The 21265-nt window shown below is 62.9% G+C and carries 20 protein-coding genes; 9 read left to right on the forward strand and 11 right to left on the reverse strand.

What is annotated here, in order from left to right:
- Positions 1 to 23: 23 nt before the first annotated feature.
- The 6 genes from J1M81_RS22035 to dnaA form a co-directional block, all read right to left on the reverse strand.
- A complete protein-coding gene (locus J1M81_RS22035) occupies positions 24 to 941 on the reverse strand; it encodes a metal-dependent hydrolase (RefSeq protein WP_032373401.1) in 918 nt (305 codons plus the stop codon).
- A gap of 167 nt (positions 942 to 1108) precedes the next feature.
- Positions 1109 to 1669: a DUF721 family protein gene (locus J1M81_RS22040; protein WP_027494996.1), complete on the reverse strand. Its 561-nt coding sequence runs from the start codon at positions 1667 to 1669 to the stop codon at positions 1109 to 1111.
- Positions 1666 to 2898 (reverse strand): DNA replication/repair protein RecF, encoded by a 1233-nt coding sequence (gene recF, locus J1M81_RS22045; protein ID WP_027494997.1) that lies wholly within the window; start codon positions 2896 to 2898, stop codon positions 1666 to 1668. The genes J1M81_RS22040 and recF overlap by 4 nt, the downstream gene beginning before the upstream one ends.
- Positions 2899 to 3825, reverse strand: a complete 927-nt coding sequence (gene gnd, locus J1M81_RS22050) for a phosphogluconate dehydrogenase (NAD(+)-dependent, decarboxylating) (RefSeq protein WP_027494998.1) — start codon at positions 3823 to 3825, stop codon at positions 2899 to 2901.
- Between the two features lie 104 nt (positions 3826 to 3929).
- Complete coding sequence (gene dnaN, locus J1M81_RS22055) at positions 3930 to 5114, reverse strand: DNA polymerase III subunit beta (RefSeq protein ID WP_027494999.1); 1185 nt, start codon at positions 5112 to 5114, stop codon at positions 3930 to 3932.
- 659 nt (positions 5115 to 5773) lie between these two features.
- Positions 5774 to 7306, reverse strand: a complete 1533-nt coding sequence (dnaA, locus tag J1M81_RS22060; RefSeq protein WP_027495001.1) for a chromosomal replication initiator protein DnaA — start codon at positions 7304 to 7306, stop codon at positions 5774 to 5776.
- A gap of 622 nt (positions 7307 to 7928) precedes the next feature.
- On the opposite strand from dnaA, the gene rpmH reads away from it, so the two are divergent.
- From rpmH to J1M81_RS22105, 9 genes are all read left to right on the forward strand, one after another.
- The gene (gene rpmH / locus J1M81_RS22065; protein ID WP_026347786.1) at positions 7929 to 8072 is read left to right on the forward strand and encodes a 50S ribosomal protein L34; all 144 of its coding nucleotides are present in this window, start codon (positions 7929 to 7931) and stop codon (positions 8070 to 8072) included.
- A 30-nt stretch (positions 8073 to 8102) separates the two neighbouring features.
- On the forward strand, positions 8103 to 8483 hold the full coding sequence (gene rnpA / locus J1M81_RS22070) for a ribonuclease P protein component (protein WP_206498841.1): 381 nt from the start codon (positions 8103 to 8105) through the stop codon (positions 8481 to 8483).
- Positions 8480 to 8809 carry a membrane protein insertion efficiency factor YidD gene (yidD, locus tag J1M81_RS22075; protein ID WP_027495003.1) on the forward strand — a complete coding sequence of 110 codons (330 nt, stop codon included), beginning with the start codon at positions 8480 to 8482 and terminating at the stop codon, positions 8807 to 8809. The genes rnpA and yidD overlap by 4 nt, the downstream gene beginning before the upstream one ends.
- 4 nt (positions 8810 to 8813) lie before the next feature.
- Positions 8814 to 9905, forward strand: coding sequence for a membrane protein insertase YidC (yidC, locus tag J1M81_RS22080; RefSeq protein ID WP_206498842.1), 1092 nt, complete (start codon positions 8814 to 8816; stop codon positions 9903 to 9905).
- 97 nt (positions 9906 to 10002) lie between these two features.
- Entirely contained in the window at positions 10003 to 10623 is a 621-nt protein-coding gene (locus tag J1M81_RS22085; RefSeq protein WP_371831425.1) for a protein jag, read from the forward strand.
- A gap of 2576 nt (positions 10624 to 13199) precedes the next feature.
- Positions 13200 to 13877 (forward strand): 16S rRNA (guanine(527)-N(7))-methyltransferase RsmG, encoded by a 678-nt coding sequence (gene rsmG / locus J1M81_RS22090; RefSeq protein WP_027495007.1) that lies wholly within the window; start codon positions 13200 to 13202, stop codon positions 13875 to 13877.
- 76 nt (positions 13878 to 13953) lie between these two features.
- The gene (locus J1M81_RS22095) at positions 13954 to 14955 is read left to right on the forward strand and encodes a ParA family protein (protein WP_027495008.1); all 1002 of its coding nucleotides are present in this window, start codon (positions 13954 to 13956) and stop codon (positions 14953 to 14955) included.
- Between the two features lie 3 nt (positions 14956 to 14958).
- Positions 14959 to 16035, forward strand: a complete 1077-nt coding sequence (locus J1M81_RS22100; protein WP_206498844.1) for a ParB/RepB/Spo0J family partition protein — start codon at positions 14959 to 14961, stop codon at positions 16033 to 16035.
- Positions 16036 to 16270: 235 nt separating this feature from the next.
- Positions 16271 to 16951 (forward strand): hypothetical protein, encoded by a 681-nt coding sequence (locus tag J1M81_RS22105; RefSeq protein ID WP_027495010.1) that lies wholly within the window; start codon positions 16271 to 16273, stop codon positions 16949 to 16951.
- Between the two features lie 38 nt (positions 16952 to 16989).
- Here J1M81_RS22105 and J1M81_RS22110 read toward each other — a convergent pair whose 3' ends face one another.
- The 5 genes from J1M81_RS22110 to sigM form a co-directional block, all read right to left on the reverse strand.
- Positions 16990 to 18183, reverse strand: coding sequence for an N-acetylmuramoyl-L-alanine amidase (locus J1M81_RS22110; RefSeq protein ID WP_032371397.1), 1194 nt, complete (start codon positions 18181 to 18183; stop codon positions 16990 to 16992).
- A gap of 138 nt (positions 18184 to 18321) precedes the next feature.
- Entirely contained in the window at positions 18322 to 18654 is a 333-nt protein-coding gene (gene trxA, locus J1M81_RS22115) for a thioredoxin (RefSeq protein WP_008711582.1), read from the reverse strand.
- A gap of 47 nt (positions 18655 to 18701) precedes the next feature.
- Entirely contained in the window at positions 18702 to 19691 is a 990-nt protein-coding gene (gene trxB, locus J1M81_RS22120; RefSeq protein ID WP_027495012.1) for a thioredoxin-disulfide reductase, read from the reverse strand.
- Positions 19692 to 19816: 125 nt separating this feature from the next.
- Complete coding sequence (locus J1M81_RS22125) at positions 19817 to 20575, reverse strand: hypothetical protein (protein WP_206498845.1); 759 nt, start codon at positions 20573 to 20575, stop codon at positions 19817 to 19819.
- A 59-nt stretch (positions 20576 to 20634) separates the two neighbouring features.
- Positions 20635 to 21216: an RNA polymerase sigma factor SigM gene (gene sigM / locus J1M81_RS22130; RefSeq protein ID WP_045841535.1), complete on the reverse strand. Its 582-nt coding sequence runs from the start codon at positions 21214 to 21216 to the stop codon at positions 20635 to 20637.
- Positions 21217 to 21265 lie beyond the last annotated feature (49 nt).

Genomic DNA, 21265 nt, shown 5'->3' on the forward strand with positions numbered 1-21265 from the left:
TCTGCTCCGAAACGTGCGTTTGGTCATCGATCAGCGGACCGCGCCGCCGGCGAGGTGGCGAGATACTGCACGGCCTGGGCCGTCGAGCCTTCCTGAGACGGGTGATATGTGCTCTTGAAGTACCGCAGGGACGCCTTGACCATGGACATCGGCGTCGGAAACAGACCGGACTTGGCGACCCGTCGGAATTCACGGAACGACGGCGTGCGCTCCTTCGGCGACAGATGCGCCAACGTCGGATCCTGGCTCATGAGGTAGCGCACGCCGCGCGTCCAGAACCAGACGAGAGTGGGTGCAATGACCACGTAGGTACGGATACGCCGGGCCGGCCGAACGTCGAAGTAGCGCATCACCTCGTACGCCACCGAACGATGCTCCACTTCTTCGGCGCCGTGCCACCGCAACAGATCGAGCATGACCGGATCGACATCGGCTTCGTCGAGCTTCCGCGCGTTGAGGACCCAGTCGCCCAGGAACGCGGTCAGATGCTCGGCGGCTGCGATCAAGGCCAGCCGCTCCACCAGGCTGTTCTGACCGTGGCCCGAGCGATTGCCGAGTGCGCGTCCGAACAGGAACTTCATCTGGTCGACGTACGGATCGACATCGATGCCGTGGGCCCGAAGCTGGTCGTGGACCTCGGTGTGGGCCTGTGCATGCATGGCTTCCTGGCCGATGAAGCCGATCACGTCGTCGCGCAACTGATCGTCGTGGATCAGCGGCAACGCCTCTTTGAACGTGCGCACGAACCACTCCTCGCCCTCGGGCAGAAGCAGGTGCATCACGTTGATCAGATGGGTGGCCAGGGGATTGCCGTCCATATAGTGCAGCGGCAGAGTTTCCCAATCGAATTCAACGTTCCGAGCGTGCAGAACCACTCTGTCTTCGGGGGTCCCATCGACGTCGACCGCCGTTGTCGACGCCTTCTTCGTAGGTGCAGACACAACTTCTCCTCGTCCGATGGCCGCATGGAACAGTATTCGGTCCCCCGACCGTTGCGTGTCCCGAATCACGCTACGCATACCAACTGTCTCACAGCAACACTGCCCCCAACATCTGTTGAGGATCACCTGGACCAGGGGCTACGTCGAACGCGCATTGGGAACAGTCACTATCCGTAGGTGTCCCGCGGACCGCGACCTTTGACATGGCGCTCGCCTTTTCGCCAGCTCTGCGTCGTCGGCCCGGTGATCCGAAGCGACGTCACCACACCGTGGCCCACCGCCGCCGCGATCTTCGCCAGAATCTGCGACTGCATCAATCGAAGCTGCGTCGCCCACGCAGTCGACTCGGCGGAGATACTGAGCACTCCGTCCTTGAGGCCGGTGGGGTCGGCGTGCGCCGAGATGTCCTCACCGACGACGCTGGGCCAGCGCCCCAGCACGGCACCCTCCGATACCTTGGCCGACCACCCACGCTTGGACGCGATGCTGTTGGCCAATGCACCGAATGCCTGCGGATCCCGATCGTCGGGGCCCGCTCCCGACCAACCCCGTCGTCGACGCCCCCGCAGTGCCCGGACACCCCCGGTCGGTGACGAACGACCTTGACCGACCGACTTGCCGCTCGCCTTGGCCGCAGCCCGGGCATCTTCGAGGGCCCGCCGAGCAAGGTCGACGCCCTTCAACTCCGGCTGCTCATCCGGTGCCGGTGAGTTCGTGTCGTCGCTCATGACACCTCATTCTCCGACGTCGACAGCTCGGTGATGGTCGAAATACGCCCTGCCGCACCGGAATCGGATTCCTGACGAGCCTCGACACCATAGCGTCGTGCATCGAGTTCGGGTGGCACGTCCTCGGGAACCGCGGCGGTGATCAGTACCTGTTCCGCGTCGGCCGCCACTGCCGCCAGGGCCGTGCGCCGCTTGCGGTCGAGCTCGGCGAACACGTCGTCGAGCATCAGGACGGGGTCGGTCCCGTCCTCGCGCAGCAACGAAAAGGAACCGAGCCGAAGAGAGAGTGCGTACGACCACGATTCACCGTGGCTGGCAAAGCCCTTGGTGGGTCGGTCGCCGAGCATCAATTCCAGATCGTCTCGATGGGGACCGACCAGACACACCCCACGTTCGATCTCTCGCTGCCTCATCACCGAAAGTTGGTGCAGGAAAGCAGCTTCCAGCACGTCGACGTCGTCGGACTCCGGTGCTCGGCCGGCATCGGAGAATTCCGGCGGCAGTGCCTCGGCGAGGCTGCATCGATAGGACAACGTGGCGAGCCGCGATTCCGGCGCGATCGACTCGTAGGCCTGCTGCACGAAGGGCATCAGCTCGTGTACCAAAGATATTCTGGCCGACAGCAATCGGGCACCGTGGGCAGCAAGATGGCCATCCCAGACATCGAGCGTGGCCAGAGCGCTCGAGCCGTCGGTGGACGACGAGCCTCGGCGCAACGCCCCGCTGGCGGTCTTCAGCAGTGCCGACCGCTGACGCAGCACCTTGTCGTAATCTGCACGCACAGCGGCCATTCGAGGAATTCTGGTGGTGAGCAGCTCGTCCAGATACCGACGGCGCTCACTCGGGTCGCCGCGCACCAGCGAGAGGTCCTCGGGTGCGAACAACACACTCTGCAGTACACCCAGAATTTCTCGTGGTCGACGCAGCGGAGACCTGTTCATCCTCGCCTTGTTCGCCTTGCCCTCGAGCAGTTCGACGTCGATGATCAACTCGCGTCCGTGGTTGACCACGGCGCTGCCGACGAACGCGGTGGACGCACCTGCCCTGATCATGGGCGCATCGGTCGAGACCCGGTGCGAGGACAGCGTCGACAGATAACCGAGTGATTCCAGCAGGTTGGTCTTACCGTGGCCGTTGGGCCCGACGAACACGGTCGATCCCGGGCCCAGGTCGACGATGACGTCGTCCCAAGACCGGAAATCGTGAAGTTGCAAAGACCGGACGAACACTTACTCGGTGTTCTTCGGCGCGGGTGCGCGCAGTGTCTCGTCCGCATCCGCCTTCTTGACGGCATGCCCGCCGAACTGGTTCCGCAACGCCGACACTGCCTTCATTGCAGGCGAATCTTCTTGTCGCGAAGCGAATCTCGCGAACAGAGCTGCGGAGATGACCGGGGCTGGTACGGCATGCCGAATGGCCTCCTCGACGGTCCATCGACCCTCGCCGGAGTCCTCGGTGTACCCCGAGATCTCACTGAACTCCGGATCCTGACCGAGTGCCTCGACCAACAGATCGAGCAGCCACGACCGCACGACGGTGCCCTTGCTCCAGGCCCGCAGTACGCCCTGCACGTCCTGCACCAATTCTTCGGCCTCGAGGATCTCGTAGCCCTCGGCGTACGCCTGCATCAGACCGTATTCGATGCCGTTGTGCACCATCTTCGAGTAATGCCCGGCACCGACAGGGCCGGCGTGGACGAATCCGTCCGCGCGTTCCCCTTCCGGACGCAGGGCGTCGAAGATCGGCATAGCGCGTGCAACGTGCTCGTCGTCGCCGCCGACCATCAGGCCGTAGCCGTTCTTCAATCCCCAGACACCGCCCGAAACTCCGGCATCGATGTACCCGATTCCCTTGGCGTCCAACAGTTCTGCGTTGGGCTTGTCATCGGTGAAACGCGAGTTTCCACCGTCGATCACCAGGTCGCCCGGTTCGAGAACATCCCCGAGCCCGGTGATGGTGTCCCGGGTGATCTGGCCGGAGGGCACCATCACCCACACCACCCGGGGGGCGGTGAGGGATTCCGCGAGACCGGCGAGTGACGGAGTGTCCGTCACCTCGGGCCTCGGGTCGTAACCGATGACCTCGTGGCCGTGCTCGCGCAGCCGCTCGCGCATGTTGAAGCCCATTTTTCCGAGACCGACCAAGCCCAGCTGCATGAGGAAGCGTCCTTGTCTGTGTCAGGTGTAATTCCGGTCGAGCGGGAGTGGAGCCGGCGGAACGACTCGTACGATCCCGCAACTTCAACAGTAACCAGGCAGGATCAGCCCGGCAGCCTGACCGGCATCAACAGATAGGTGTATTGGGACTGAGGCGCCGCGAACTTGCCGGAATCGTCGGGCACCAGCTCCTCGTCCGACGTCGGACGCAGCACTGCAGGCCGACTCGGGGTCGTGAAACCGAACGTGACCTTCTCGCTGTGCAAGGAGGACAGGCCGTCGATGAGGTACCCCGGGTTGAACGCGATGGTGAGCGCCTCGCCCTGGAAGTCGGCCGGCAGAGCTTCCTCGGCGCGGCCGGCATCGTCGCCGCCTGCCGACAGCAGCACACCTTCGGCGTTGAATTCCAGACGCACCTGCGCACCGCGTTCGGCGACGAGTGCCACGCGCTTGATGGCCTCGACCAGCGGCGCGATCTCGAGTGTTGCGACGGCAGTGTGTTCTGCCGGCAGCAACTGACGGAACTTCGGGAATTCCGCATCGAGCAGACGAGTGGTCGTGCGGCGCCCGTCACTGACGATTCCGAGCAAACCGTCGCTCCCGATGGAGGAACCCGAACCGAGAGCCAGCTCGACGGGCGAACCCGCGTTGCCGCCGAGAGTCTTGGCCGACTCGGACAGAGTCTTCGCCGGAATCAGCACTGCGGTGGTGGTGTCGGCGCCGGCGGGAGTCCAGTCCACCTCACGAACCGCCAACCGGAATCGGTCGGTCGCAGCCAGCACGACGTTGGTGCCGTCGATCTCGACACGGATACCGGTCAGCATGGGAAGCGTGTCGTCCTTGCCCGCCGCAATGGCGACCTGGGCAATGGCCTCGGAGAAGACATCACCGGCCAGCGAACCGGTGTTGCTGGGCAACTCGGGTAGCTGAGGATAGTCCTCGACCGGCATCGTCGGCAGCGAGAATTTTGCGCTTCCGCAGTTGACGAGAACGCGAGTCCCGTCGACGGTGACGTCGACGGGCTTGTTCGGCAACGACTTGGTGATATCGGCAAGTAGCTTGCCCGACACCAGAACTCGTCCTGCGGTGGCCACTTCGGCCGACACCTTCACCTGGGCGGAGACCTCGTAATCGAAGCCCGAGACCGTCAGACCCTGTTCGTCGGCGGCGAGCAGAACGCCACCGAGAACGGGAACGGGCGGCCGGGACGGCAGGCTGCGGGCCACCCACGCCACGGAATCGGAAAAATCTTCACGAGCAACGCGAAACTTCAAACTTCCAAGCTCCATCGCTCGGCATTTCCTCTCGTTCGGGGCATTCGTGTGCACAGTCGAGCGGTGCGACCACGATCGTCGCGGCTCCAACCGATGCAACGACGAGTCTGGCACATCCAGCGCAAGCACACCGTATGCCCTTCGAGACGAAGTTGAAAGCTCGGGCGAGGCCGCGAAGGGCACCGATGCGGTCGTCGGAAGGGGGCTGTGAACGGATCGTTCCCCAACACCTGTTTTCAAAGAAGTTCTTTCAAGGAGAAAACAGAAGTATTAATAGGTCCTGTGCAATCTGTGCATGGAGCCCTCGCGATGCTGGTGGCTCGGCGTGGTGTCGTGGGGATGAACTCGGGACCAATCTGCGGTTGACGGACGGCTGCCTGTGGACCAATCGCATCGGTGCACAGGCGCCCACATTCCATCCCCAGAAGTCGACGGTTGTCCACATGGTTATCCACAGGTGTGAATCAATGGTCGTCGGCTCCGAAATGTCATCCGATTCGGCCCAGAATCGGCGCGGAATCGACCCAGATTCGATCCGGAATCGACTGGAGATCGTGTTCGATCGACGCCCGAGTCGAACCGAGGCGGCACCGATCACCGACGAAAACGGCGACGGCGCCGACCCCCGCGATGGGAATCGGCGCCGTCGCCGTCGTTGCCGAAGGACTGTGGAGCTATCGCTTCGAGCGCTGCTTGATGCGCGCCGTCAACTCCTGGACCTGGTCGTAGACCTTGCGACGCTCGGTCATTTCCTTGCGAATCTTCTTGTCCGCGTACATCACCGTCGTGTGATCTCGGCCGAACGTCTGACCGATCTTCGGTAGCGACAGGTCGGTGAGCTCTCTGCAGAGATACATCGCGATCTGCCGGGCCATGGCCAACGCTCGGGCCTTACCCGGTCCGCACAGGTCCTCGATGGAGGTGTCGAAGTACTCCGCGGTGACGGCCATGATCGTGGCCGCGTTGATCTCCAAGCTGGACGAATCGGGAATCAGGTCACGTAGGACGACCTCGGCGAGGGTGAGGTCGAGGGCCTGTCCGTTCAACGAGGCGAATGCCGTCACGCGAATGAGGGCGCCTTCGAGCTCGCGGATGTTGCGCTCGATGCGGCTGGCGATCAGCTCCAGGACGTCGTGCGGCACGTCGAGTCGATCCATCCGAGCCTTCTTGCTCAGAATGGCGATCCGCGTCTCGAGCTCCGGTGGCTGGACGTCGGTGATCAGGCCCCACTCGAAGCGGGTACGCAGCCGCTCCTCGAGGGTCGCCAACTGTTTGGGTGGTCGGTCGGACGAGACGACGATCTGCTTGTTGGCGTTGTGCAGCGTGTTGAAGGTGTGGAAGAACTCTTCCTGGATACCTTCCTTGCCCTCGATGAACTGAATGTCGTCGACCAGCAGCACGTCGGTCTCCCGGTAGCGGCGCTTGAACGCCACCTTGCGGTCGTCACGGAGACTGTTGATGAAGTCGTTGGTGAATTCTTCGGTGGAGACGTACTTGACGCGCATGCCCGGGAACAGGCGCTGCGCGTAGTGACCGGCCGCGTGCAGCAGGTGCGTCTTGCCCAGGCCCGATGCCCCCCACACGAACAACGGGTTGTACGCCCGGGCGGGTGCTTCGGCGATGGCGACCGCGGCGGCGTGCGCGAACCGGTTGGAGGCGCCGATCACGAACGTGTCGAAGGTGTACTTCGAGTTGAGGCTGTTGGCACCCGACGATGGTGGCGTCGACTCCGGTGGTTTGGTGAAGTACGTCGGCCACGAGTTCTGGACACTGGCGAGGGCTTCCCGCTCGTCGTCCACTTCCTCGTAATCGGCGGTCTCGGAGTCCGACGGCTCGTCGTCTCTGCTGGTCAGGACGCGGCGCCGGTACGTCGGGGAACTGACGGCATCGGGATACGTCGAGCGCTCGGTTTCGAGCTTCTCGTCCTCGGGGGCGGAGATCCGAACGCCGAGACCTTCGACACCCTGTCCCAGATGACGCCCCAGGGCTCCCAGGATGGGTTCGCGCAGGTCACGTTCGATCGCTTCCTGAGCGAAGGTCGACGGGACGGCGAGCAGAGCGAAGCCCTGAGTCAACGTGAGCGGTTTGACCAGCGCGAGCCAGGCCTTCTGGCCCTTGGTCAGCGGCGACCCACTGTGTCGGTCGGACGTCAGCTCCGCGACTACCTCGGGCCAGATGCGCGCAAGCGCATCCGGATCGTCGTTCACGTCGATCCCTCCGTCGTCGAGCTTGTAGGTCTCGCCGGACTCCGACAACCGATTCGGTGCGGCGTTTCGAACCCGCGCAACCGCGTCGTCGGATAGCGTCGTCGATCGTGCGCCTCCGCGGCCGAGACAAGGGTCCTTCGGTGGACCCCGCAAGGTACGAATATGCCACCTGAACTGTGTTTCCACACAATTATCCACAGGTGTGGATAAACGACACCGATGTGAGCCCAACCGTCACCGAGTGGCGTGGTAGTACGTATACGACAGTCTGACCTGCGGCGATAGCCATTGTCAGTCGTTCGATCGCAGCAACGACCAGTTGCGCGGCGCGGCGGAACGACAGATATTGTCGACTCTTCGGCCCGTCCGAGGTCTCGTCGTCGGTGGCCTGTGTATGAATCGACGGATCGGTCGATGTCGAGCGAGTTTGACCACCGGTGACTCGATCAGTACTCTCGAACAGTCACCCAATAGCGAGGTGGCCGATGCTTGCTGGCTGCTCACAGTCTGTCTTCACTCGGATTTCTCGCTCGGGAGGCTAGCGAGTTCATCCGAACTCGCTGAGAACCTTTACAGCAGGCGCCGACAGATCGGCGTCTTCGAATCTCGAGGAGTGTTGACCGTGGCCAAGGGCAAGCGGACGTTCCAGCCGAACAATCGCCGCCGCGCGCGCGTTCATGGCTTCCGTCTTCGTATGCGTACCCGTGCGGGTCGTGCAATCGTTTCCGCACGTCGCGGCAAGGGCCGCAAAGAACTCACAGCCTGATAACCGTTCGTCCGAAGCTTGGAGCTCGGGATGCTTCCTGAGCCGAATCGGCTGCATCGCGCACGTGACTTCACCGTGGTGATGCGTCGAGGACGCCGAATGGGTAGATCGGACCTGGTCGTACACGCAGTTGCGCGTCACGAGCAGGGCATCGCATCCACCGTTCATAGGCCACGTTTCGGATTGATCGTCAGCAAGGCAGTCGGGCCGGCCGTAACTCGTCATCGAGTTGCGCGCCGGCTTCGGCATATCTGTGCCGAGGTGATCGACGGGCTCGCGGTGAACACCGACGTGGTCATTCGAGCACTTCCAGGTGCTGCGCACGCATCCTCGGCAGATCTACACGTTCAACTGCGTTCAGGTTTGAAGAAGCTCGGTCTACTCGAAGCTCCGAAGGGTCCGCCGTCATGACATTCATGGGCAACCTTCGTTCCATTCCTGCTCGAACTCTCGTCTACTGCATCGTGTTGTACCGGACCTATGTGTCCCCGATGCGGCCCCCTACCTGTCGCTTCTCCCCCACCTGCAGTGAATACGCCATCGAGGCGCTCCAGGTGCACGGGATGCCGAAGGGCTCGCTCCTGGCAGTCGTCCGCCTCCTCAAATGTGCTCCCTGGCACTCTGGAGGCTGGGACCCGGTGCCCGAACCCGGTAGGTGGCGCGCAACCGTCACCGAGCTGACCGAAACCGAAGAACACCACGATCTCCTGCGAGTGGAAGAACAGAGGAGTACATAGAGCCGTGCTCGACTTCATTTACTACCCGGTTGCCTGGATTCTCTGGGTGTGGCACAAGGTGTTCGGCTTTGTGTTCCAGGATCCCAGCAATGGCTTCGCCTGGGCATTGTCCGTCGTCTTCCTCGTCTTCACCCTCCGGCTGATCCTGTACAAGCCCTTCGTCAAGCAGGTCCGCACGACGCGGCAGATGCAGGAACTGCAGCCGCAGATCAAGGCGCTGCAGAAGAAGTACGGCAAAGACAAGCAAAAAATGGCCGTCGAGATGCAGAAGCTGCAGAAGGAACACGGCTTCAACCCGCTGATGGGTTGCCTCCCCGTGTTGGCACAGGCACCGGTGTTCATCGGCCTGTTCCACGTGCTTCGCTCGTTCAACCGCACCGGCACCGGTTTCGGTCAGCTCGGGCTGACGCCCGAAGAGAATCGTGAGCTGTCGAACTACGCGTTCAACGTGTCCGATGTGCAGTCGTTCCTCGATGCTCGTCTGTTCGGTGCACCGATCTCGGCGTGGATCACGATGCCGCAGGATCAGCTCAACGCCTTCGCTGTGGGTCCGGGAGCAACAATTCCGTCCACATGGGTCATCGCGGCCGTATCCATCCCACTGATGATCATCGCGGCGATCATGACGCACCTGAACTCACGTGCGTCGGTCGCACGTCAGAGCGCTGCCGCAGCAGCAAACCCGCAGTCCGCGATCATGAACAAGCTTGCGCTGTACGTGTTCCCGCTCGGTGTCCTCGTCTTCGGCGCATTGCTTCCGATCGCCATCCTGCTGTACTGGGTCAGCAACAACACCTGGACCTACGCGCAGCAGCACCTGGTGTTCGGCAAGATCGACAAGGAGGAGGCCGCCAAGGTAGCGGCCGCCGTCGAGAAGCGCTCGGAGAATGCGCCCAAGCCAGGAGTGAAGCCGGTCTCGACCACCAAGCCCAAGCCCGGTGCTCGGCCGAAGCTCTCGAAGATGGCACCGACGGATGACGAATCCACTACCGATACTGCAAGTACCGGGACGGAATCTTCATCAGGGTCTGCCACGCCGAACAAACCGCGACCGCAGGCGAACAGGAACAAGTCGACCAAGCGCAAGCGGCGCTGACCGACACGTCGAGAGAAGGACGAACATGGCAGCGCACGCCGAAGAAGCACAGAACGACGAAGTACGGAACGCAGCAGCTGGGGATGGAGTGGGTGACGTGATGGTCGAGACCGATCAGGTGAGTGCCGTCGAGACGGAGTCCGACGACGAAGCAACCGTCGGCGACGCCGTACAGAAGACGCCGTCGGTTCCCACGAACGCCGATGACGTTGCGGACTCGAATGACGACGATTCGGATGAGGACGACGAAGACGACGAGGACTACTTGGTCGAGGAAGGCGAAATCGCCGGCGACTACCTCGAGCAGCTTCTGGACGTGCTCGATTTCGACGGAGACATCGACCTCGACGTGGAGGGTGATCGCGCGATCGTCAGCATCGACGGCGGAGACGATCTCGCCAAGCTCGTCGGTCGCAAGGGCGAGGTACTCGACGCTCTGCAGGAACTGACCCGTCTGGCTGTGCAGCAGTCGACGGGCGAGCGCAGCAAGCTGATGCTCGACGTTGCCGGGTGGCGCGCCAAGCGACGCACCGAGCTCGGGAACCTGGGTGCCGAAGCAGCACGTCGAGTACTCGAATCCGGAGAGCGTGAGGAACTGACTCCGATGACTCCGTTCGAGCGCAAGATCGTGCACGACGCAGTCGCCAAGATCGACGGCGTTGCGAGCGAAAGCACCGGCGTCGAACCCGCTCGACGGGTAGTCGTCGTCAAGGCATAGCGACACTTTCGACAAGCGATGGCCCCCACTTCGGTGGGGGCCATCGTCGTTTGTGTTGAAAGCTCGGGCTTGAATTGCATGGATGTAATTTGCCTTGGGTGTTAGCGATCGGACGGGCTCCGAGAACGAAAAATGCAGGGCCCAGCGGTATCGGACGCTTTCGTCACTGTGACGGGTGGTTGCAGGGCGGCTCTGTCCGTGATTCCACGTGACGGACGATGTTTCACGTGAAACGAACGCTGAGACAGATGTCGATCGATAGGTCGAGGCGGCTCTCCCTTCCGGCGGTCATACGCAGATCACGCGACCGGATCGCGGCCCCGTTTCGTCGACAGCCGATGATCGAGGAATGCTTCACAGCTTGGCGGGGTGAAGGTGTCAACCAACTCGTGGACCCCAGCCGATTGCGAGTAGTCGAGACCGCCCATCGTGCAAGCGCTCGGAAGCGCCTGCATAGTTCTTTCGGCATCAACGCACGTGGTTGCTCAGTTCCAAGTCCGAGGAAGGAACCAGTCGCGGTGGTACAGCGCACTATCCGACCCTTGGTTCGCTTGCCGCGACACGCGCCGGCAGCGGGCACGTCGTCACCGTGGCCCATTGCGCGACGACATGGCAGGCGGGCCTCCATATATCGGGCTGGTGCAGGGGGCTAGTTCATGACCTCGAACTCTGTTGTCGTGTCTGGATAAGGTGTACTCCTCACTTGCCGAGTCGGTGTCGGATGACGACGTGAGCCGATCGACGGACGGTGGGTTGTCACCGTGCTGTGCGTGCTGCGCGAACATCTAGAGGCATGAGGCGTAGCAGGATCCGCCTGGGCGGTGATGACCTCGCTCTGGGATGCGACGGCGGAGTGTCCGGGAGCGGTGACGTCGCAGGTTGGGTCAGATGAGCATGGTTGGTTCACCATGGCGTGACGTGTGGCGGCCGGCAGTGCGTAGTCATCGTCGGTCGCTTCACGCTCAGCTGGACTCGATACACCAGCATCGGATCTCGAATGTCTGCGAACGCAGGATCACTTATCGTGGGTGCTCCCCGGCATCGCGTGATGGACACGACGGGCGCATAGGGAAAATCACCTCCCCCCGGACGACTTGCGAGGGGTACGGACGCGTGTGCGTGTTTCACGTGAAACAGTCGGGCTTCTGGCCGGCTGTCACTTATCTCGACTGGGCTCGATTGGCCTGATGCCGACTGTCTCTATGTGTCCGACCCCCTTGCTCGAGGAGGATCGACGTTGCCGCCCTCGATCGACGTGCAACTGTCGTCCTCGAATTGCGTCTGCGGGTGAAGTGATCCAACCGATGGGAGGCATCCAGGGTCGCCTGCGAATCTGACGTCCAGACTGATCGTCAGCAGGACCCGTTGTAGAACTTGGCGCCGAGGGCGACTAACGGTCATCGAGACTACGGCGACGTCGACGGCGAACGTGACCCGCAGAGACTTGGATCGTGTTTCACGTGAAACACGATCTAAAGCACGATCCTGCTTTCGAGGCGTCCGACGCTTTTGAATACGCTCCGGCCGATGCTCACGACATTCGGCGGGCCCGGCCCGAGGAGCAGTCCGAGCCGCGCGACATTTCGCGACAGGACAAACGATGCCCGAAGCTGTTCGGTTGTATCCGACAGCGTGGGTGCCAATCGCCCGACGATCCCACGACGGGGGCTCGCAACAGCCGGTCCCAACGAGTGGCGCATGGAGTCGGCTCGCGATGGGTGGTGTGGGGCGACGCCACGGTCAACCACGAGGTCGACGTGTGGTGGGCTCAGTCGAGTCCGAGATCAAGTCTCAGAAGCTGCCGGACGAAGAATCCGCCGACGCGTCCGGCCAGAGTGTTAGCTGTCCGGTTTCACGTGAAACAGCGGAGGGCGACGTCCGACAGCACGGAGACGGCCATCAGAGAACGACTCGTCTCGACGAATTGGTTGCTCAAAACCTGGGCGGGGATGGCGGATGCCTTTCACTGAACGCTGTCCCCCACGCCGTCCTTGGGGTGGCCTTATCGGATCGCCGGATTCTGTGGGACCCGTGATGGTGGTCGGGTCAATGTATCGGTGGGGTGCTTCCCTTGGCGGATGCGCCGAGTGTCCATGAAGCAACGGTCATAGGCGGCCCGGCTGAGGACCTACGACGGCGGTGGGCATAGGACAGCGACTCACTTCGACTCCCCAGTCTGACGCTCTCCATCGGAGGGGAGAAGGGAAGGGCTCTCGTACCGGATGGCTCTGGCCGTACGGGCATCTCGTTGACCATCGCCGGGCCGAGAAGTCCAACGCGATATCTATCAATACGTGGGTTCGTTGGAGTGCGCTGCGGACATCGGGTTGGTCTGTTCCTACGCACGCAACCGTCGCCTCCCAGCCGTCGGACCGTGGCGCGGTTTCACGTGAAACACCCGCGTACGCGGCAACGGAGAAGTGTTGGGAAAGACGAACCGTCGAATCGGGAGCGGGCGCGCGGACGGCGGTCCGGCTGTGCTCGACCCAGCGAATCGGGACTCCAACTCGCGGAAACTCGCGATCTCGTTGACTTACAGAGGTGTCGTTTGGCGATCCGTGCCCAAGCACGGGATGATGTTTCACGTGGAACAAGAAGCGTCGGATAGCACCGAGTTGATGGCCGTCGCCGAGCAGATGTTCGGAGATCGACTGGATCTCGCTCGGAGATATCACGAGTCCTTGGCTACCGCCGGAGTCGAACGGGGGCTGATCGGTCCACGCGAAGTTCCGCGACTCTGGAAGCGGCATATCCTCAATTGCGCTGCGATCGGCGAGCTCATCGACGAGGGCGAGACTGTGGTCGACATCGGCAGCGGTGCTGGCCTTCCCGGCATCCCTCTTGCCATCGCTCGACCGGATCTTCGGGTGACGCTCGTCGAGCCTCTTCTTCGGAGAACCGTCTATCTGGCCGAGTTCATCGACGAGCACGATCTGAACGTGTTGGTCGTACGTGGGCGGGCCGAGCAGCCCGGCGTGAAGAAGGAAGCCGGCGGCGCGGATGTCGTCACGTCGAGGGCTGTGGCCCCGCTGGAGAAGCTCGCCAAATGGTCTCTCCCCCTCGTTCACGAACGCGGCCGGATGCTCGCGCTGAAGGGTTCCAGCGCGAGTGAGGAGATCGAACGCGACAGGACTTCCCTCACCCGTATGGGTGCTGGCAAGCTGGAGGTCGTGGAGTGCGGTGTCGGTCTTCTCCCGACACCCACCATCGTCGTCAGGGCAGTCCGTGAGCCGCGGCGGCTCAGTCGCCACTGATGATCGATTGCGGGAATCGCCCCGCGCCGTTTGTATCGAACGTAGAACACATTCAGTTCCGCACTAAGGAGCACATATGTCGGGTGGGTCGGATCCCGCTGTTTCACGTGAAACAGAGTCCAAGAAGAAGTCGTCGAACGCAGCCGCCAACAAGGCGGGGGTGACGAGTGGCTTCGAGTACACCAACTCGATTTCGACCGACGACACCCCGATCGGGGCCGCCGCGCACCGGGCCAGTCAGGTCCTTCACCCGGGATCGGTGACGCTGCCCAAGCCGGCGAAGCGCCGCATGCTGACGATTGCGAATCAGAAGGGCGGCGTCGGCAAGACCACGACGGCGGTCAACCTCGCAGCCGCACTCGCGCTCCAGGGCCTGACGGTCTTGGTGGTGGATCTGGACCCTCAGGGCAACGCCAGCACCGCACTGGGCGTCGAACATCATTCCGGTGTGCCGTCGAGCTACGAGGTGCTCATCGGCGAAGTGAAGGCCAAAGACGCGATCCAGCAGAGTCCGCACAGTGAGCGGTTGTTCTGCATCCCGGCAACGATCGACCTCGCGGGCGCGGAGATCGAATTGGTCTCGATGGTGGCCCGGGAAGGACGCCTCAAGACGGCGTTGTCGGTCGAGGAGTTGGCCGGACTCGACGCCGATTTCATCCTCATCGACTGCCCACCGTCACTCGGTCTGTTGACTGTCAACGCGCTTGTGGCGGCCACCGAGGTGCTGATTCCCATTCAATGCGAGTACTACGCACTGGAGGGTGTGGGGCAGCTGCTTCGGAATATCGAGCTGGTTCAGTCCCATCTCAATCCTGAATTGCACGTCTCGACCGTCATCCTCACGATGTACGACGGCCGCACCAAACTGGCCGATCAGGTCGCCGAGGAAGTGCGGAAGCACTTCGGCGATGCCGTGCTGCGTGCCGTGATTCCGCGCAGTGTGAAGGTCTCCGAAGCACCCGGGTACGGCATGACGGTGTTGGATTACGACCCCGGTTCGCGTGGAGCAATGAGTTACCTGGACGCCGGACGAGAGCTCGCTGCTCGCTCGGCCGGCATCGACGCACGAAAGAAGTAGGACATGAGTCAAGCACGTAAGGGCGGTCTGGGGCGCGGACTCGCGTCGCTCATCCCCACGGGCCCCGATGCCGGACCGCGCCTCGGTAATGCAGCAGCCGACGTCATCATCGGTGCCGACCGCAACGCCAAGGACAAGCCGGACACGTCGACGAAGCCCAAGCGGGCAACGGCGTCCGACGACACCACAGAGACCGCAACGGCGCCTACTCCGACGCCGCCGATGCTGAACGGGGACGACCTCTCCCCTGTCGGTGCCGTGTATCGGGAGATCTCGCCGGACCGAATCGAGGCGAATCCCAAGCAGCCGCGGCACGTCTTCGACGACGAATCCCTTGCCGAATTGGTGCACTCGATTCGCGAATTCGGCCTCATGCAGCCGATCGTGGTGCGTCTCGTATCCGGTTCTGCAGCTGCAGGAGATGCCAAGTATCAACTCGTCATGGGCGAGCGGCGGTGGCGCGCGAGCCAGGAAGCGGGCCTGGAGAAGATCCCCGCGATCGTCCGGGAAACCGCAGACGACGCAATGCTGCGCGACGCACTGCTCGAAAACATCCATCGCGTACAGCTCAATCCTCTCGAAGAGGCGGCCGCATATCAGCAGCTGCTCGAGGAATTCGATGTCACGCACGAGGAGCTCGCGGCAAAGATCGGTCGCTCACGCCCCGTGGTGACCAACATGATCCGTCTGCTGAAGTTGCCGATTCCGGTACAGAGACGTGTCGCAGCCGGTGTCCTGTCGGCGGGACATGCACGCGCACTGCTGTCGTTGGACGCGGGATCGGATGCACAGGAATCGTTGGCTGCGCGCATCGTGGCCGAGGGTCTCTCGGTTCGAGCGACGGAAGAAGCCGTCACTCTGGCCAATCGCGAGGACGGTAAGTCGCCCGAACCGGCGGCGAAGCGCAAGCCGATCCAGATGCCGGGCCTTCAGGATGTGGCCGATCGCCTCTCGGATTCGTTCGATACGAGGGTGACAGTGAGTCTGGGTAAGCGAAAGGGCAAGATCGTCGTCGAATTCGGGTCGGTCGACGACCTTCAGAGAATCGTCGAGATGATGGAAGCTCAGAAGAAAAAGTAGCCGCGTTTTTTCAGGACCAGTCATACCAGGGCGTAACGTCACTGTGACGTATATCGACGACGAGTGGTCCCGAAAACGGCAAGTTGGATCGAAAACTATTGTGATGCACTAGGTTTCGAGGATCTTCCCCGATCACCAGGTAGCGCGACCCCGTCGCCTATCCTGGTCGAGGAGAGAATCGGCTCCCCACCGAGAATCGAGCGGTGGAACGACTGCACGGAGGCTGAGGTACGCGGTGTCGGCGATGGTGACCGGAGTGACCCTCGGCTCGTTCGAACATCTGCCGGCACATTCTCGGCGGTGTAGCTTCTGGGTCCTCGATCCCACGTCCGACGGCGCGGCAGTGGACCTCGAATTCGAGAACGAGGTGTGGCTGTCGACGATCATGCTCGAGTGGGGATCGTGCGGACAGCTGTTGTCCGTGGACGGCAACACGATCGGGTGTGCGCTGTATTGCCCGCCCCGCGCAGTTCCTCGGGCGTCGACCTTCCCTACTTCGCCCGTCAGTCCCGACGCGGTCCTACTGACCCAGCTTCGTATCGACTCCCCGGCCGATGCGGATCTGCACTCGGCAACCCTGATTCAGGCCGTGGTCGGCGATCTCGTCAATCGTGGTGTTCGTGCCTTGGAGGCCTTCGGCATTCGCCACAATGCGGACGACGCGTCGCCGGCAATTCCCAACGCGACGGCACATGCGACGTGCTCGGCTGCGACATGCATGATCGACGCCGACTTTCTGGAGAAGGTCGGCTTCGAGGTGGTGGCGCCGCATCACAGGTTCCCGAGACTCCGCCTCGAATTGGATCGCGATCACGGGTGGAAGCAGGACGTCGAATCGGCGCTCGAGCAATTGCTGGTGGCGGCGAGTATCTCGGTGGTCGACATCGAACAGAAGTCGACGGTCGGAGCTCGCTGAACAACGGGCTCCGACCGATGGCTCGGGAGCGCCGTCGATCAGGGACGGTCGGCGGCTGCGAGTTCCTCGGCCAGTAGTTCAGCGAACGTGAACGTGCCGGTCGGTTGGTCGTCCTGACCCAGGAGGTACAACCGCTTGACGGCGATCAGGATTGCTTCGGCAATGATGTCGCGGAATCGCGGATCGCTCAGTACTTCGACGTCGGATTCGTTGGTGAGGTAGCCGAGGTCTATCTGGATGGTCGGCATGTTGGTGAGCCGCAACAGATCCCACGTGCGACCGTGACTGCGGCAATCGAGAAGTGGTGTGCGAGCAACGATTTCGCGTTGCACGTAGCTGGTGAGGACCTGGCCGATCATCGAGGTGGATCCGTGCGAGTTACCGAAGTGGAAGCTGGCCACTCCATTGGCCACAGGACTGGTGCTCGATGCGCAGCGCAGCGAGATCATCAGATCTGCGCCCCAGGCGTTGGCGGTCTCGGCGCGGTCGGCCACCGACGGGTTGGTGCCCCGTGCACGAGAGAGGAACGTTTCCATTCCGGTCGCCGCCATTCGGCCTTCGAGACGACTGGCCAGATCCCACAGAATTTCCGATTCGGAGACGCGTCCGAATGTGCCGTCGACGATGCGTCCGGTGTCGGCACCACCGAGATCGGGGTCGATGACGATTCGCTTACCCGTCAACTGTGGGCCGGATTTGCGTACGAGTTCTTCCTCGCTCATCGCGTGGGGCGATCCACCGGTGACGCGGGTTCCGAGGAGGTCGAGCGAACGCAGTGTCGCCGGGCCGCAGATACCGTCGGGTGCCAGACCGATCTCGCGTTGAAAAGACGACAGGCCCTCGTGCGTCTTCGGACCGAAGAAGCCGTCGACGCGCTCGTTGTAGAAACCGAGGTCCTGCAGGCGTGTCTGCAGGGTAGCGACGTCGTCGCCGTACAGCGGAGCGGACAGCTGGTAGATCAGCGTGCGGGCGCCGAGGTGGTAGGACGCTTCTTTGAGGGCGCGGTACGTGGCCGGACCGACGACGCCGTCGACCAGTAAGCCGCGATGCTGCTGGAACGCGCGGACGGCACCGTCGAGGGCCCGGTCGAACACCGATCCCGGGGCCGTCCAGTGGCCGTCGTCCATCGGGCCGGGCGGAACCACGGCCTCGTGGAGGAAACCGAGTGCCGAGAGAGTGCCGCGGACCTCGGCGACGGCGGGTCCGGAATCGCCGTGACTGAGCTCCTGCATCCTGGAAAAACCCTCTCGATCGTCCTGACGGTCAACACGCACTTCGATGCGCTGATGTGCCGACGCAAGCATCGGCACATCAGATGATTGTCGCAGAAAGACAGGCTTCTGCGGCAATCCACACCAAGCGTGGGTGAGTCAGATAACGCCTTCGAGGTCCTTGAGCAGCGCGGCCTTGCCCTTTGCGCCGACGATCTGCTTGACCGGCTTGCCACCCTGGAACAGGATCAGCGTCGGGATGGACATGACCTTGAAGTCCCGAGCCGCCTGCGGGTTGGCATCGATGTCGAGCTTGGCGATGGTCAGCTTGTCCTTGTGCTCGGCGGCGATCTCCTCGAGAACGGGAGCAACCATCTTGCACGGGCCGCACCAGGTGGCCCAGAAGTCGACCAGAACGGGCTTCTCGCTGGTCAGAACGTCGTCGACGAACGACGCGTCGGTGATGGTGACTGTGCTCTTGTCGTCGGACATGTGAATCTCCTCGGTGTGGGTCTGCAAACAGGTGGTGGGGCTACCGGTCAGGCGTTGACGGCGTCGACCGGCTGATCGGCGTGCTCGAGTGTGTTGGTGGTGATGTCGCCCTGCTCGGCCAGCCAACGCTCGGCGTCGATGGATGCGGTGCAGCCGGTACCCGCAGCGGTGATGGCCTGCTGGTAGACGTGATCGACGAGGTCGCCTGCAGCGAACACGCCTTCGACCGAGGTGGCCGACGTGGGCGATGCGACCTTGACGTAGCCGGCATCGTCGAGTTCGACCTGGCCCTTGACCAGCTCGTTGCGAGGATCGTGGCCGATCGCCACGAACATCCCGGTGACGTCCAGAGTCGTCTTCTCGCCGGTGACTGCATGTTCCAGAGACAGGCCGGTGACGCTGGTGTCGCCGAGCACTTCGAGAACCTTGGTGTCGGTGAGGAAACGAATCTTCTCGTTCTTCTTGGCGCGCTCGAGCATGATGCGCGACGCGCGGAACTCGCTGCGGCGGTGCACGATCGTCACGCTGCGGGCGAAGCGCGTGAGGAAGGTTGCCTCCTCCATTGCCGAGTCGCCACCGCCGATGACGGCGATATCCTGGTCGCGGAAGAAGAACCCGTCGCAGGTGGCGCATGCGCTGACGCCGCGTCCGAGGAGCTTCTCCTCACCGGGAATGGAGAGGTACCGAGCGGCTGCGCCCATCGCGAGAATGATCGCGCGAGCTCGGTAGGTCTCGCCGCCCGCCGAGACGGTCTTGATCGGCCCGGTCAACTCGAGCTCCTCGACGTCCTCGGTGCGGATGTCGGCACCGAAACGTTGCGCCTGTTCGCGCATCTGTTCCATCAGATCGGGGCCCATGATGCCCTCGCGGAAACCGGGGAAGTTCTCGACCTCGGTCGTCGTCATCAGCGCGCCGCCGAACTGGGTTCCCTCGAAAAGGATGGGCTCCAGCTCAGCGCGGGCCGCGTAGACACCGGCGGTGTATCCGGCCGGTCCCGAGCCGACGATGATGAGATCGTGAACCTTGGGGGTACTCAATGCAGACCTTCCGATCTTGTGCGGCGTGTTCTTGGCGTCGACGCGAAAGTGCACTGAGCACTGCCTATCGACGTACATCTGGTCAACACCACCCTAGAGGCAGTTGTTCCCCGGTGAGAGATGTGTCAGCCGATATCGCGACGCGTGAGGACATCGGGATTGCCGCCGCGGCAATCGTTGCCCACTGCCAGAGCGATGAACTGCGCCGGCCCGGCCCCGGCGAGGACGAGGAGAGTTCCCTGTCGGCCGTCGATTCGAACCTGACTGGATCCGAGAACGGTGGCGGCGGGGTCCACGCCGTTGGCGTCGAGACACGCGGCCAGGTCTGCCGGATCCGACAGGCTGCCGGGGTCTCGTTTACCGATGACGGTGAACGCGACGTTCGAGTCGAGATCGGTGGAATCGAGAACGAGGGACGAGTCGGGTGGCGTGGTCCCCGGGTCGGCTACGACGGGATCCGACGTGCCCGGGCTGTGCAGGACGGCGGCGAAGGTGACTGAACCACCCGCGAGAAGTGCTGCAGCAGCGGCGATTCCGACGATCACGTGCCGGCGTGTACGCGCGCTACGTGGAGGTCTGCGAAGCGGAAGGACATCGGCGGTACGGTCCGCCGACTCTGTGTCGGCCAGGGTCTCGAGGGTGCGATCGATCTGCCGGGCGACGTCGGCGGGAACGGGCACAGTGCCGTTCGGATCCTCGCCCAACTCGTGCAGCCGAGCAGTGACGGTGTCCAGTGTCGCCAGTATTCGCATCGCCTCGGCGTCGGCACGCACCAACGGCCACAGCCGACTGCTGACGTCCTCGGGTAGCGCATCTGCATGCAGATCGGCCAGCAACTCGGGTGAGAACGGGGCACCGGGTAGAGCGTCGGTGTTCGACGACACGTTCCTGCCTCCCTTCGCCGAGTCTTCTTTCCCTCTCACACGGTTTAGACGTGAGGGGTCTAGATTCGGTTCCCTGCGTCCTTGAGGTATGCGAGCTGCGTCGACAACTTGAGTCTGCCGCGAGCGCATCGACTCTTCACGGTACCGGTGGGAACCCCCAGCAACGCTGCGGCGTCGGCCACCGAGTAACCCTCCATGTCCACGACGACCACCGCCGCTCGCTGGTCGGGCGGCAGCGTCATCAGGGCCTGTCGGACGAGGATGCTGGTCTCGGATTCGGAGATTCGGTCCCGAGGCGACACCGGTTCGTGACTCTCGTTCTCGCTCAACGGAACCGACGGACGTGCCTTGTTTCGGCGAATGCGATCGAGGCACGCGTTGACGACGATCTTGTGCAACCAACTGCGGACTGCAGCGTCGGCGCGAAACGACCCGGCCGTTCGATGCGCGGAGAGCAACGCCTCCTGCAACGCGTCGGATGCGTCCTCGGGTGTGTAGCTCGTGCGGCGTGCCGTGAGCCACAGGTGTTCCTGATGGCGATGGATCAACGTGGCGAATGCGGTCGGCTCACCGGCTGCGTGAGCAGCCAACAATTCCGCATCCGTGCGCTCCCCCAGCGCCGAATCGATACGTTCGGTCATACGAAAACGGCTCCCCCCGTGTTAACGCATTGGGGGGAGCCTAGGCCAT

The organism is Rhodococcus sp. KRD175 (assembly GCF_017168275.1).
Taxonomy (GTDB): Bacteria; Actinomycetota; Actinomycetes; order Mycobacteriales; family Mycobacteriaceae; genus Rhodococcoides; species Rhodococcoides fascians.

Bases quoted from the DNA above. Each gene is read 5' to 3' on its own strand.
- J1M81_RS22110 (WP_032371397.1), bottom strand. From the start codon at position 18,183: ATGCAGGAGCTCAGTCACGGCGATTCCGGACCCGCCGTCGCCGAGGTC.
- dnaN (WP_027494999.1), bottom strand. From the start codon at position 5,114: ATGGAGCTTGGAAGTTTGAAGTTTCGCGTTGCTCGTGAAGATTTTTCC.
- rnpA (WP_206498841.1), top strand. From the start codon at position 8,103: ATGCTTCCTGAGCCGAATCGGCTGCATCGCGCACGTGACTTCACCGTG.
- trxA (WP_008711582.1), bottom strand. From the start codon at position 18,654: ATGTCCGACGACAAGAGCACAGTCACCATCACCGACGCGTCGTTCGTC.
- yidD (WP_027495003.1), top strand. From the start codon at position 8,480: ATGACATTCATGGGCAACCTTCGTTCCATTCCTGCTCGAACTCTCGTC.
- J1M81_RS22040 (WP_027494996.1), bottom strand. From the start codon at position 1,669: ATGAGCGACGACACGAACTCACCGGCACCGGATGAGCAGCCGGAGTTG.
- J1M81_RS22100 (WP_206498844.1), top strand. From the start codon at position 14,959: ATGAGTCAAGCACGTAAGGGCGGTCTGGGGCGCGGACTCGCGTCGCTC.
- J1M81_RS22095 (WP_027495008.1), top strand. From the start codon at position 13,954: ATGTCGGGTGGGTCGGATCCCGCTGTTTCACGTGAAACAGAGTCCAAG.
- gnd (WP_027494998.1), bottom strand. From the start codon at position 3,825: ATGCAGCTGGGCTTGGTCGGTCTCGGAAAAATGGGCTTCAACATGCGC.
- sigM (WP_045841535.1), bottom strand. From the start codon at position 21,216: ATGACCGAACGTATCGATTCGGCGCTGGGGGAGCGCACGGATGCGGAA.
- rsmG (WP_027495007.1), top strand. From the start codon at position 13,200: ATGTTTCACGTGGAACAAGAAGCGTCGGATAGCACCGAGTTGATGGCC.